General features: G+C 42.2%; 14 protein-coding genes. 4 read left to right on the top strand and 10 right to left on the bottom strand.

Going from position 1 to position 13,145, the window contains the following annotated elements; translation table 11 throughout:
- Window positions 1-171: 171 nt before the first annotated feature.
- Window positions 172-924, top strand: coding sequence for a Mut7-C RNAse domain-containing protein (locus V7K41_RS13875; protein WP_334849061.1), 753 nt, complete (start codon window positions 172-174; stop codon window positions 922-924).
- Window positions 925-942: 18 nt separating this feature from the next.
- On the opposite strand, the gene V7K41_RS13870 is transcribed toward V7K41_RS13875, so the two are convergent.
- Entirely contained in the window at window positions 943-1,164 is a 222-nt protein-coding gene (locus V7K41_RS13870; protein WP_334848956.1) for a hypothetical protein, read from the bottom strand.
- 98 nt (window positions 1,165-1,262) lie between these two features.
- On the opposite strand from V7K41_RS13870, the gene V7K41_RS13865 reads away from it, so the two are divergent.
- Complete coding sequence (locus V7K41_RS13865; RefSeq protein ID WP_334848955.1) at window positions 1,263-2,237, top strand: ROK family protein; 975 nt, start codon at window positions 1,263-1,265, stop codon at window positions 2,235-2,237.
- Window positions 2,238-2,419: 182 nt separating this feature from the next.
- Here V7K41_RS13865 and V7K41_RS13860 read toward each other — a convergent pair whose 3' ends face one another.
- The 9 genes from V7K41_RS13860 to V7K41_RS13820 all read right to left on the bottom strand — a co-directional run bounded on the left by V7K41_RS13860 (window position 2,420) and on the right by V7K41_RS13820 (window position 9,962).
- Window positions 2,420-3,007, bottom strand: coding sequence for a Uma2 family endonuclease (locus V7K41_RS13860; RefSeq protein ID WP_334848954.1), 588 nt, complete (start codon window positions 3,005-3,007; stop codon window positions 2,420-2,422).
- 51 nt (window positions 3,008-3,058) lie between these two features.
- Window positions 3,059-4,168, bottom strand: a complete 1,110-nt coding sequence (gene proB / locus V7K41_RS13855) for a glutamate 5-kinase (RefSeq protein WP_334848953.1) — start codon at window positions 4,166-4,168, stop codon at window positions 3,059-3,061.
- A 273-nt stretch (window positions 4,169-4,441) separates the two neighbouring features.
- Complete coding sequence (locus V7K41_RS13850; protein ID WP_334848952.1) at window positions 4,442-4,981, bottom strand: YqeG family HAD IIIA-type phosphatase; 540 nt, start codon at window positions 4,979-4,981, stop codon at window positions 4,442-4,444.
- A gap of 53 nt (window positions 4,982-5,034) precedes the next feature.
- Window positions 5,035-5,661 carry a hypothetical protein gene (locus V7K41_RS13845; RefSeq protein WP_334848951.1) on the bottom strand — a complete coding sequence of 209 codons (627 nt, stop codon included), beginning with the start codon at window positions 5,659-5,661 and terminating at the stop codon, window positions 5,035-5,037.
- A 229-nt stretch (window positions 5,662-5,890) separates the two neighbouring features.
- Window positions 5,891-6,463, bottom strand: a complete 573-nt coding sequence (locus tag V7K41_RS13840) for a DUF3727 domain-containing protein (protein ID WP_334848949.1) — start codon at window positions 6,461-6,463, stop codon at window positions 5,891-5,893.
- Window positions 6,464-6,604: 141 nt separating this feature from the next.
- Window positions 6,605-7,102: a Holliday junction resolvase RuvX gene (gene ruvX / locus V7K41_RS13835; protein ID WP_334848947.1), complete on the bottom strand. Its 498-nt coding sequence runs from the start codon at window positions 7,100-7,102 to the stop codon at window positions 6,605-6,607.
- Window positions 7,083-8,339: a GNAT family N-acetyltransferase gene (locus tag V7K41_RS13830; RefSeq protein ID WP_334848945.1), complete on the bottom strand. Its 1,257-nt coding sequence runs from the start codon at window positions 8,337-8,339 to the stop codon at window positions 7,083-7,085. The genes ruvX and V7K41_RS13830 overlap by 20 nt, the downstream gene beginning before the upstream one ends.
- 208 nt (window positions 8,340-8,547) lie before the next feature.
- Window positions 8,548-8,754: a hypothetical protein gene (locus V7K41_RS13825; protein ID WP_104907762.1), complete on the bottom strand. Its 207-nt coding sequence runs from the start codon at window positions 8,752-8,754 to the stop codon at window positions 8,548-8,550.
- Between the two features lie 227 nt (window positions 8,755-8,981).
- On the bottom strand, window positions 8,982-9,962 hold the full coding sequence (locus V7K41_RS13820) for a LysR family transcriptional regulator (RefSeq protein ID WP_334848944.1): 981 nt from the start codon (window positions 9,960-9,962) through the stop codon (window positions 8,982-8,984).
- 122 nt (window positions 9,963-10,084) lie between these two features.
- Here V7K41_RS13820 and V7K41_RS13815 point away from each other — a divergent pair, with 122 nt between their 5' ends.
- Complete coding sequence (locus tag V7K41_RS13815) at window positions 10,085-10,858, top strand: iron-containing redox enzyme family protein (protein ID WP_334848943.1); 774 nt, start codon at window positions 10,085-10,087, stop codon at window positions 10,856-10,858.
- 135 nt (window positions 10,859-10,993) lie between these two features.
- Window positions 10,994-13,105 carry a WD40 repeat domain-containing protein gene (locus V7K41_RS13810; protein ID WP_334848941.1) on the top strand — a complete coding sequence of 704 codons (2,112 nt, stop codon included), beginning with the start codon at window positions 10,994-10,996 and terminating at the stop codon, window positions 13,103-13,105.
- The last annotated feature ends 40 nt before the right edge of the window (window positions 13,106-13,145 follow it).

The following is a 13,145-nucleotide window of genomic DNA, read 5'->3' as shown; positions in this document are numbered from 1 at the left end:
TACAGTTTGTTACCTCTAGGACATTGGTTAAATCAAGGTAAACAGGCATTTCATTGTAAAGATATCTTACTATAACAAGCATTGATAGCTTCAATTTAATAGAGAAAGTTTTGCAATTGTGACGAATTGTTGCTAGTAAAGGCGCACTTACTAATCCAAATATCTGTAGCTATGGCGATCGCATATTTCTACTTTCATGCCGAATTGAATCATTTCTTACCACGGCATCATAAGCAGGTGAAAATCTCCCATTTTTTTGAGGAGAAAGCCTCAATTAAGGACATGATTGAGTCGTTGGGTGTCCCTCATCCAGAGGTGGATTTTATAAATGTTAATGGTGAATATGTAAATTTTTCTTACATAGTTACGGATAGAGATACTATTAATGTTTATCCAATTTCAGCTAGGAAGGTTATTATACCAAGCGTTTCTGTTCTGCCAAAACCGCTCAGTATTATCCGTTTTGTTTTAGATATTCATTTGGGGAAGCTTGCGACATCTCTTCGACTTTTAGGTTTTGATACTTTATACCGCAATGACTACGAGGATGAAGAATTAGCCCAAATATCCTATACTCAAGGGCGGATTCTCTTGACTCGTGATAAAGGTCTATTAATGCGTAGTTTGGTAACGTATGGGTATTATGTTAGAAATACTAACCCTAAACAACAAATCATAGAAGTACTGCAACGCTTCGATTTGTTTAAATTAATCTCACCATTTAAACGGTGTTTGCGTTGTAATGGATTATTAGAATCTGTAGAGAAGCAATCCATTATCGATCAAGTGCCAGAAAATGTGCGATCGCAGATTGATGAATTCCAGCGTTGCCAAGACTGCGATCGCATTTATTGGAAAGGGTCACATTATGAACGATTACAACAGTTTATTGATGGAGTACTCAACTCACAAAAAGGTGAGTAACTTAGTAATGGCAATTATCTACCCAGCTGAAATATTGCCACTAATTATTTGACTACCCCCGATTCTTGGATCTTCATCTTCGCGATTCAAATCATCAAGAGTGGGGTTTTGCTTTTTCTGTCCACTAACTTCTTCTGGTTCAATGGGATCTGCCTCTTGAGCTTTATCGACATCAAGGGAAATAGGAGGTTCTTTGGCCTGAGAAAAATCAATGAGTGGATTGGGTTGATCGGGAGTCATAATTTACTAAATTAGTATGCCATTTTCTTTAGTGTTGAATTTATTTTGCTTGCAAACATCTTTCTTGAGAAAGAAACCACGTATAAGTATAAAAAACTATGACATTAATTTTAGCTCTCGATTTTGGCGGAACTAAACTGGCGGCAGCATTGGTAAGTATCGGTTCTAGAAAGTGGTTACGTTATGAACGTCGTCTCTCGCCAGCGAATGCAGATGCTAGCACTGATTTGGAAATTATGCGATCGCTAATTTACTCTCTGTTGCAAGACACAAAACCTGCTGCGATCGGTGTCAGCTTTGGCGGCCCAGTTGACGCTTCCACAGGGACGGTGCGACTATCTCATCATGTCGCTGGATGGGAAAATATTCCTCTCAAAAGGTTACTGGAGGAGGAGTTTGGCATTCCTGTTGGTGTAGACAACGATGCCAATGTTGCTGCTTTGGGTGAACACCGTTTTGGTGCTGGTCAAGGATACGATAGCCTGTTTTATATTACTGTCAGCACTGGTGTGGGTGGTGGTTGGATACTCAACGGTAAGCCTTGGCGGGGTGCTGGTGGGATGGCTGGCGAAATTGGACATATCGTTGTAGATCCTGCTGGGCCAGTTTGTTTGTGTGGTAAGCGTGGATGTGTGGAACGTTTGGCGTCGGGGCCTTATATGGCGCAAAATGCTAGGGAAATTTTGGAGAACGAACCGCAGAGGCGCGGAGGACTCAGAGATGGAGAGATTTTGAGGGGTTTGGTAGGGGATAATTTAACATTGTTGACGGGACAGTTGGTAAGTGAAGCTGCGGCGGTTGGGGATGATTTGGCGAAGGAAGTTTTGCACAATGCTGCTTGGGCGCTGGGTGTGGGTATTGGCAATGTAGCGAATTTGATGAATCCGCAGCGCTTTGTGTTGGGAGGTGGTGTGACGAAGGCGGGGGAGGATTTTTGGCGGGTGGTGCGTCAGGTGGCGCGGGAGACGGCTTTACCGGAAGTTGATTTTGAAATTGTGCCGGCGGTTCTGGGGGATGATGCGCCGTTGTGGGGCGGTGTGGCGATCGCTTCTATGACAATCCCAAATTTGTAAATAGGTTACACCGAGCAAAGTGAGGCTCATCTACTTAAGGCATCTGGAGCGCGTGTTTTTTACTCCATGCACCAACTACCTTCTTTGTTGTCACACCATTAAACTTATAATTATGAGTCTAATGTAAAAATTAACACTCTGAGCGATATTAAAATATTTTCTTTTATTTAAACCTATTATTACTACCGTTGAATATTTTGACGAAACTCTCTAATCGCTTCCAAGGGAGACGATAACAAAAGACAACGATTGAGTAGAGATAAATCTAATTCTGTTAATAGCTCACTTGTAACAAATTTCTCATATTCTTGTTCTCGTAAGCAGTAAACTTCAATTGTGCCATCTTCCCAAAACCAAACTTCCGGGACTTGCATTAATTTGTATTTCTGTAGTTTGATGGGACTACCGCTAGTAATCACAACTTCAATGCACAAGTCTGGTACAGATTTGTCCGTTACAAAGCAATAAGATAAATCTGCTTGATATTCTACTATCTTGGGAATAATCTGACTAAAACTACCACTGGGAAAAAATTCAATGCCTTTGACTTCAAAATAAGTAATCAATAGTCCAGCAATTAAACACCTAATTACCTCATGAGGTTTACCAATAGTCACAATTTCTAAAACTTCATCACAATAAAACAGCCGCACCCCTGGTACATTTTCAAAGCTAGCTTGAATCGCTTTAAACTGTTCCCAACTTAACCCATGTCGAAAGAAGCGTTGTTCTTCTGGTAAGTTAACAGCATTTTCTAACGTTTGAGTCATAATATTTTTACTCTCTCAGTTAGTAGTCACAAAGTTTATCTCATTTCCATTTTAAGTCAAAACCAAATTATCCCGATGAATCACAGTTTCCACACCCGCATATCCTAAAATTGTGGAAATTTCTCGTGAATGACGCCCAGAAATCTTTTGCAGTTCATTGCTGTTGTAATTTACAAGTCCTCTAGCAATTTCGTTACCGTTGGTGTCACACAATTGCACAGCATCCTGTGTGTCAAACTCTCCTTCTACTAGCTTAATTCCAGCAGCCAATAAGGATTTTCCTGCTAAAGAAATTGCCGCGATCGCACCTTCATCTAAATACAATTTACCCGCAGGTACAAGTCCGTAAGCTATCCAACGTTTACGCGCCGAAGTTGGTTCCGGTTGCGGTTCAAAATGTGTCCCAATAAGTTCACCTTGAATAATTTTTTCAATATTCCGGGGAAATCGCCCTTGGGTAATTACGGTACGTACTCCAGCCGCGATCGCAATTCTCGCAGCCGAAATCTTTGTCACCATCCCACCAGTACCCCACCGAGAACCTTGGGAACCTGTTTGTATTTGTAATTGAGCTAATTCCTTAATGCTACTAACTAAAGCGATCGGTCGCGCATCTGGTACAGAACGGGGATCGGCTGAGTACAGCCTATCGACATCGGTGAGCAAAAATAGCCAATCTGCTTCTACTAGACTAGCAACCAATGCCGAAAGGGTGTCATTATCACCAAATTTTAGTTCGTCTATCGCTACGGTATCATTTTCATTTACTATGGGGATCACTCCCAATCCCAGTAATTCCTGAAAAGTGTTGTAGGCGTTGAGATAGCGGCTGCGCTGTACCAAGTCACTGCGAGTCAGTAATACTTGGGCGATCGCCTGTTGCAAGGTATTAAATAAATCATCGTATATCCGAATTAACCTGCCTTGTCCAACTGCTGCTACAGCCTGTTTGAGTGCGATCGCCTTGGGACGTTCAGTTAAACCTAACCGCGCACAACCCACGCCTACAGCGCCAGAAGAAACCAAAATCACCCGATGTCCTTGGCGTCTTAAATGGCAGAGTGTCTCCGCCAAAGTAGCAATGGTAGAAAGTGCTAATTGTCCAGTTTCTGGTTGAGTTAGGCTAGAAGTGCCGATTTTGACAACAATTGTTTTAGTCATTAGTCATTGGTCATTGGTCATTAGTCATTAGTCATTAGTTATTGGTCATTAGTTACTGACGAATGACAACGGACAAATGACAAATGACTAAAGAAATTGTAAAGCGCCAATCCCTCTATAGTGAAGGTTGACGCTTTACGGAAGTATATTTACTTAGTATTAGTTAGGGTCTTTTTTGGCTGACCCCATGTTATTAATACTTATGATCCCCGATTTTTGGCTTCCAGTAAGATTCCTTAAGCATTTCTTTAGATTTACTTTTCTGACGATTTTTCAAGTTTTGTGAATCTTCTTTTCCTTGGGAGTAATAGAGGCTCCCAAAATTTCAGATATCCAAACTTCAAAGTTGCGGACGGGATGGGAGCGGAGAGCCGCATCAGCATGAACAATCGGTTCGACTAAAATGGTAAACATTCCCAGGCGATTACCTGCTAAAACATCAGTGAACAAGCGATCGCCTACCATTCCCACTTGATGCACTGGTAGATCCATTCCCCTAAGTGCTGCTCTAATTTTGCGTCGGGAAGGCTTGGCCGCACCTAAGTAGTAAGGTAGATTGAGCGATCGCGCAATTCCACCAATTCGCGCTTCACTGAGGTTGTTACTCACCAAGCACAGTGCAGTACAGGTGCGGATTTGCTCTACCCACTCTCGTAGTTCTGGGGAAGCTATCCCGACTGTAAAGGGTACCAAAGTTTCATCTACATCCAATACCAGCCCCTTTAGCCCGTATTTTTGGATAATATTTGGTGTTAGGTTCAATACTGAACCCTCTAAAATCAAGTCAGGCTGTAAAAGATTGTTCCAGACCATAGTCAACAGTCAAATGTAGATAGCTAAGACAAATGAGCATAACCCAATATAGTTTAGTTAATCGAACTCCATCCTGGAATATCTCCCTGAACACTTTGCAATAAAATCCCTAAAATCTTATCTATTTCTTTGATGTAATAATTACTCAAATCTATAAATATATCTTTTTCTTCTAACTTCAAAAACTTCCAAATATCTCCTGTTGTTACCGCACCATAAATTTTTCTAATTTCATTTCCTTCTTGTTGATTAAACAATTGTGCTGCTAACATTGCTGCTGCACATTGACCTAATCCACCTTTAATATTTTCATTTTTGGCTTCAATAATAACCACCACTGGTACATTAATAGTTAGTTGATCTTTAGAACGACTGATGATAAAGTCACAATAGCCATTCAGACCGTTTTCTGCATCTACATTAAAATCTGTTCCCGAAAACAAACTAATTGGATAATTAGCCCTGCGTCTTACCTCCAACAATATTGGAGTGATAATCATTTCTGAGCGAGCTTTTTCAGTATTAATTGCTAAAGCCAATTCTGTAGTTTCTTCTAAAGAATTTTTGAGTTTCTCACTTGCCTGTAAAGGTTCTATGTTGGCACATAAATCAGTTTCTTCATCAATGCGGATGCTGAATGACTTTTTAAATTTACTTAATGTAAAATCGCTATAAGCCATTTTCAGCACCTCATACTAATTTGGGATTCTAGATAATGGAATTAAAAATCCCTACCTAAATGCTTTTTTTAGAATCTTAAACAATAGTAATTGTCCCAATTTAGTGTTAATGTTTCATTGATTCCACATTTTATGGGACATGGTAAAAGGTTTAAGTAAATTATGATTACAATGAAAATTCACAATTAAAAAATTCAAAATGAAAATGTAACATTTTGAATTTTTAATTTTATTCCACTTCATTAAAAAGATGTTCCTCTAACAGAGGCTGCACTTTCCGAAACTCTTCTGGAGAAAGTAATTCAGGTTCACCTGTTTTTGTTATCCGTGCAAAAAACAACAAGGGATCTAGGGGCGTATAAATTGCATACTCCTGATCTTCATCATAAAAGCTAGCGAGTAGCTGTAATTGTTCAGGCTCTAAATCTGCCCCTTCGTCTTCGATTTCTAAAGTGAAGAGTTCTGATTCTTCCACTGGCGGTAAATCACCTGCAACAGTCAGAGCATAAGCTGTATTCTTCAGTATCAGGTTTTGCTCAGATAGTACAGCTTGGGCATTAGCAAAAATTTGCTCAATGATGGTGTCATCTTCTACCAGAACCGCTTCTTCTTCCTCACCGTCACCTTCCCAAGAAAAAATTTCTACAGGTGAGTCTACAGGAAGAAGCAAAACGTATTCTTGTCCATCTACTTCCAGGGAATGCTCTATGTAACAGTCGAGCGATCGCCCTTTATCATCGGTTAAAGTGATGGAACCCGCATGAGCGTTATCATTTTCTTCAGGAAATTCAGAGGAAAACATAGCCGAAATGTAGAAATTTAATAAATACCAGCAACTTTGAAAATCGCTTAACTATTTAATGACATACTATGCCAACCAAATAGCTTTATACGTAGATACAACTGCTGGCTAATCGTTTTCAGAATATCATGTTAAAAGGTATCAATATTCAATAGCCGCAACTGAACTGTGGGAACTGGCACGCTTAACATCCAGCCATTGTTGCAAAATCAAAGCGGCTGCCTTGCGGTCAATCAAACCTTTATGGCGTGATGGGGAGCGGTTTTCAGCTATCAGCAGTTGCTCTGCTTGAAATGAAGTTAATCGCTCATCCATATATTCCACAGGTAGTTTCAGTGCTTTAGCAAGTCTTGTAGTAAATTTCTGAACTTGACGAGCCTGAAATCCTAGTGAGCCATCCATTGAATAGGGTAAGCCCATAACTAGAACTTGCACCTCACGTTCATTAACGATTTGTCGGATTTGCTCGACATCGTGCTCAAAAGATGTGCGCTCAATTGTGGTGATACCCGTGGCAATTAAACCCGTGCGATCGCACCCAGCCACACCAATCCGCTTGCGACCAAAATCTAGTCCCAATGCGGAAATAAACGGTTTTGGTTGCTCTTGGGATATCACACTAATTCTCCTGCTGTCCATCTGCTGATTCAGGAATCGGCGATGGTTCTATGCTAGGGTTTTTTACCGAAAAGTTAATCGGTTCTGGCTTGCTTGGCAGAGGTTTATCTGACGATGGTAACTTTCCGGGTTGTATCCATGACATCCCACCTGGTATAGGTTTACGAGTAGGTTGTAAACCTTGCAGCATATCAGTCCACTGCATTCCTTCTAAGGAGACGAATTTCGACTCTCGTAGCTTGTGCCACACAGAGCGAGACATCACTAATGTATGTTCTATGCGTTTTGCCCCAATTCGCTCTAAATATTCTTCTCGCTCTGCCTGATAGTCTGAGGAGGCTAGTTGCAATCCTTGCTGGGGAAAATCTTGGGCAACCCGAGCTAGCTGAGATAGTAATTCTGGATACAGCCAAGTGTAAGCAGGATGAACTGTCAGCGTTGCAGCATGGGGAACTTCACCCTTGCGATCGAGTTGCACTTGAAAATAGCCGATCGCAGCTTTGCGTTGCGGTTCAAATACATAACCACTGACTACTTCTGTTTTGGTCAGCCATTGCTTCACGGCATCAGTTAAAGCACCAAACAAGCTGGTTTTAAAGTCGCGGGTATTGCGGTCAAAAACCTGACGCACCAAAGGTGGCATCGATGCCGTATCTAATTGATACAGCAGCTGGGCATCAGCATTACTCACAGGCAAGAGGTTGGGCAAGTCTGGCTCTGCTTGTGCCAATTCAGCCAGTAATTCTGGCCCAATTTCCCAGTATGTCATTTCTGCCAGACGCTGGAATCCATTTTGCCGATATAGTGCTAGCGCCTCTATGTCATTGATATTAACTTCCAGTAGCCAAGTGCGAGCTTCCAAAATCGACTCAAAACAATGACGCAAAAGTTGCGAACCAATTCCTTGTTTATCGACACCACGCTCCAACAAAACTTGATCGATCCGCCAAGTACTGCGTGTGCGGTTAAAAGGTGACACTTGAACCATCCCTAAAAGTATCCGCCCTTGCTCCGCGACATAGGCACAGAGGCGATACTGTAGCGGGTTAGGAAACCAACTTAAAAATTTGAGTAATCCATACCAGCGACGCAGCCTTTGCATCTGGCTGATGGCAAAACCTGCTCCCTTGGGAGTAAGGGCTGCGAATGACTCTTGAGTTATGCGCTCGATTCCATCCAGATCCCGGTATTGGACTGGTCGAATAACAACGCTGAGGTTTCTGGGAAGTAATGAAGTCATTTTAATTCGAGCCGCCATTTAGCCTTAACTAACTGCTCTTCAAAGCAAGGAACTGCTGCAATAATCTTAACTAGTTTCTGCTCTCTACTATTGTGCCAAAAGGGTGATTTTAGTAACTTAATACTTAAAAAGCAGAAAAAGCAGACCTTGTGAGAACACCATTGGCATTGACCCAACAACATCTGCCCTTATTTTATTTGAATTTTGATTAAAATTTGTATATATTTTATAACCCTTGCCGAGAAACTAGCTTTTCAAAGTGGGCTTGGGTTTGATGGAGTAATTGGTGGCGACTATCTACCAGTGTTTGCTTCAGCGTTGGAACAAGATTGCGAGCTTGTAGAGTCATGTGAAGTTGCAGGTTGGCGACATATTCACTGAAATCTTGATTCATTTCATCTGCGCCCGCATCCGTTAATAAATTTGATTCCATTGCCACTGTGTTCTCCTGTGTTAATCCTGTGCTGTCTCTCTTCATGACCAAAAACTATCACGTTGTTTGGACTAACTTCTTAATTTGCAATGAAGTTTAACGCTTCTTAGGTATGGCGATCGCAGTAGGGTTTGGGTTTGAGGTGGGAGATTTGCAATCAAGGGGGCGATCGCCAGCTTGCAAACGTTGTTAGACTCATTTTTCGCCAGGGCTGGAACTCTTATTGGTTAATCGGCAGGCGATGCACAACATTCTGCTATCTCTTGAACTATCATCAGAAATTGACGCAGCAAGATCGAATCAGTGGGTGCTGGCTCTAACAAAGCCTTGATATCTGCCCGTCGCCACACCACCGCAATTTGTCGAGTAAACGGGGTGTCTTGAAGCTCTCGGTACACCACTCCTTGACGTTGAAGGGTTTGCACATTGTCCGGTAGAATCGAGACGCCTGCGCCTGCTGCCACTAAACTGAGGTTGATTACCATCCAAGTCGCTTTGACCGTTTCCAGCAATGTTGGCTTGAATCCCATCTGCTCAAATTGTGATAACACTAATTGATAAGAAGGCACCGCATCAAGCGGTGGCAAAATCAGCTGCTCATGCTTGAGTGCTTCAAGTGGAATGTCCGATAGCGCCGTCAGGGGATGATGTTCTGGCAATGCGACCACAAAGGACTCTTGCACAATCGCAAGAAAGTTCAGAGTTAAATCATCTGAATAAGGATTGGGCAGATGTTCAAATCCAACATCGATCGAGTTATCCCGTAGTCCTTGGATCATTTCCTCGATCGTCATTGATCGCAGTTCTAATTCCACGTTCGGATAACGATCGCGAAAGGTTTTAAGAATATCTGGTAGTAAACTATTGGCGATCGCAGTGTTCACCACCACAACCAGCTTGCCAATTTCGCCACGGCTCGCTTCCTGTGCCCGTGTCACCGCTCGTTCGAGGGCTGTTGTGGCAATTCTTAGCTCCGTGAGAAACACTTTTCCCGCCGCCGTCAACACTGGAGGGCGACGAGTGCGATCAAAGAGTTCGACGCTCAAGGCCGCTTCCAGGGCGGCGATCGTTTTGCTGAGGTAGGATTGTTCCACATCTAAACGTTCAGCCGCTTTGCTAAAGCTTTTTTTATCGCCCGTTTCTGCAACAAGCTCCATAAAATAGTGTAGCTGTCGCATTTCAAGCTGATTCCAAGGTCGAAGGCTCATTTCACGGAAATAGTATGATTAAAATGTCATACTAAGATAATCAAAATCCTCTTACTATCATAGTAGATAATCTTTTAAGCTTGCTTTCATAAACTCATAACTCGCAACTAGGAGAAAGTTTTATGAAAGTGAAGCCTGCGATCGCTCTGACCTCTAGCCGCTTAAATCGAGACATCGAACTATCGCCTGCGGTGAAAGCGCAAGAATCGGCAATCAGTTCTAGAACAATCGCTTATTGTCATGAAGCCCTTGATCGGAGTCGTTTTTTTTGCCTGCTGAAAGATTCTGCGATCGCTCCATCATTAATGCAATATGCTTTTGTCCAGTACCATTTTTGGCGCGATCGGCTGCATCAATGGTTTGGCTTGTGCATCGTCAAAGCTGGCAGTTGTACTGACCCAGACCAAAAATCTGCGATTATGTCGTTGTCAGATCACACCTTCACAGATTTGCAAGATGATCATAGTGAGATGTATGTGGAATTTCTTCACGATCTGGGATTGAGTGATGCTGAAATTATGGCATCTCAACGAAGTGCCGCGACTGCATCCTATGAACGTTCATTTTTCGATGAATTCGGCTACGGAACCGACAACTTTTATGAAGCCCTGGCTGCGCTGAGTGGTCGAGAACTGTGTGTGTCAATCCGAAATGCCAGAATTCTCCAATCTTACTTTGATGCTCGTGGCATGAAGCACCCAACTTGGTTGAGCTTGCACGCGGAATTAGAGGTGAATCATTTCCAAGATTCTATTCGTCCGGTGCTGACTCGCTTTAAGGGGGATTCAACCAAACTTCATAGCGTAATCAAAGCCGTCGAGCGTGGAATTGATCGACACGTACAATATTTCGAGGATCTGCTGCATGAGTACGAATCCCTTGCTAATGCTGTTTAAGACGTTACTTATCCATGTAAGTGAATTCTGTAGTAACGCGGATTTTCACGTCTGTAAGCGAATGAGGCTTGAGTTGCTTGTGCAACAACAGTTATTATTCTTAATTCTTAGTTTGTGTAAAGAAGAGTTCTATTCATGACTTCAAGTGCAGAGCCGCCCGATTCTGAAAATTGCGATCAACTTTGGGAATGTTTTCCTATGACTTCTCGCTGTGTAGATCGGATTGCCTTCAGTCCCGATGGGAAGTTAATAGCGAGTTGTAATGACAATTCGCTTGAACATATCAAATTATGGGACGTTGAGAGCGGCAAGCAGCTTTTTGATATGAATAGTCGGCTATATGCATCAGATTTTACGCTACCTGTGTCAAGCGGTGAAGGAGTGTATTACCTGTTCGATTTTTTCAGTTTCATGATTAAGTCCGTCTTTTTTAGCTCTGACCCAAAGGATTTGACTTGTAGGGGCAGTGTCTGGGATCTGGCGGTGGGCAAGGTCGTCTACGTGCGAGAAATCACGTCGTATCGTAAAGAAGTTACGTGGTACACTCTGGCGGTCAGTCCAGATTTACAACTAACAGCATCAGCTTACAACTCCACTATAACGCTGTGGGAAACATCTACTGGAATAGACAAACATACGTTCTACCTCAACGAACAAGTAAGGAATATTTATGTCAATCAGTTCAGTCCCGATGGCAAAATCTTTGCTAGCTTAATCTGGTTTGCAGGCTATGGCGGTATGCGTTCTTCTGAAAGATCCGGCGAAGAAAAAATTAAGCTATGGCAAGTCGAAACAGGGAAAGAGATTTGCAGTATTTCGTTACCAGATGTAATGGGAGAAACTAGATGGGCTAGTATCCTTGCCTTTAGCTCAGACAGTCGCATTCTAGCTAGTAATTGTGGCGATTTCTTCAAAAGAGTTATTGTCTTGTTTGAAGCAGCTACAGGGGTAGAACTTTGTCGGTTCCAAGGATTTGGAAAGAAAAACTCTAACAATTACTCTGGCGGTTTGGACAGAATTACATCTCTTGCTTTCAGCCCTGATAATCAACTATTAGCGATCGGTGACTCAACTGGCGTAATTACCTTATGGCGATTGAGTAAAGGATGGCTACGACCCCTAAGAGCCAGAAAAATTCGGACTCTGATTAGTTGTGAATCCTGCGAACCTGTCAAAACTCTTGCATTTAGTCCAGATGGTGAGCTTTTGGCGAGTGGACTTGGTGATAATAATAGCGGAATTACACTATGGAATGTGAAAAATGGAAAAAAACATCAAACCTTCTCTGGTCACTTAGTAAAAGCCAATAAGATTTCTACTGCTAATTCCATAAATCGGGATAACTTAGCGGTTAGTCCTGATGGCAAGATAGTTGCTTACATTGACATTGCTCATAGCATGATTAAGCTTTGGGGTACACAGAACGTTGGTTTGCTTGGTCGCTTCGAGATTTGCGGCGACATTGTTAGCAAGATTGTTTTTAGTCAAAATAGCAAGTTTATAATTGGTGTCCAAGACCGTTTCAGTAATTTTAATCATGTCTTTCCTCAGAACATTATTACGTGGGAAGTTGCCACAGGTAAAAAAGTTAAGTCAATTGACTATTTGAGTCAAGGAGATTGGGATTCAACAAGTGTCAATCAGTATGGAGACTTGCTAGCAATTATTGACCCTGTAACCTTGTCGATTAAAGTTCTAGAAGTTCATACTGGTCAAACACTTTGTACACTCAGGAGTGGCTACGAGCATGTGTGGCAGATTATCTTTAGCCCAGATAAGCGTCTTTTAGCTACTCAACATAGTATGTCTGAGTTTGCAATTTGGGAGATTACCACTGGCAGGTTAATTCGTACAATCCATAATGAGAATCTTGAAGATTATATGTATCTTGGAGGTCCCGATCCAGTCCTGTTTAGTCCAGATGGTGAGCTTTTGGCGATCGCAGCAACTCGAAACATCACATTATGGCAAGTTAGCTCCGGCGAAAAGATACACACTATTGATCGCGTTCATCGAGCTTGGGGAAGGTGTATGGCTTTCAGCCCTAACGGACAAACGCTTGCGTTTACTATTACTGACGAAGCCCCTCTCAGACTTTGGAATCTAGAAACTGGCAACGAGACTTGTCTCATCGATCAATCCGACTATACGGTCAGTTCGCTTGATTTTAGTCTGAATGGACAAGTTTTAGTAAGTATAGCAGCCGCCAGGCTGGTTAGGACGCTGTACCAAGAACATCTTCCATAGCACTGCGAAGACAGTCAAATTGAATTAACTGTTTACGAAT

This window comes from Nostoc sp., from assembly GCF_036917415.1.
In the GTDB taxonomy this organism is placed as follows: domain Bacteria; phylum Cyanobacteriota; class Cyanobacteriia; order Cyanobacteriales; family Nostocaceae; genus Nostoc.
Note: the sequence above shows the minus strand (reverse complement) of the source record. Positions and strands in the feature narration are given on the sequence as shown.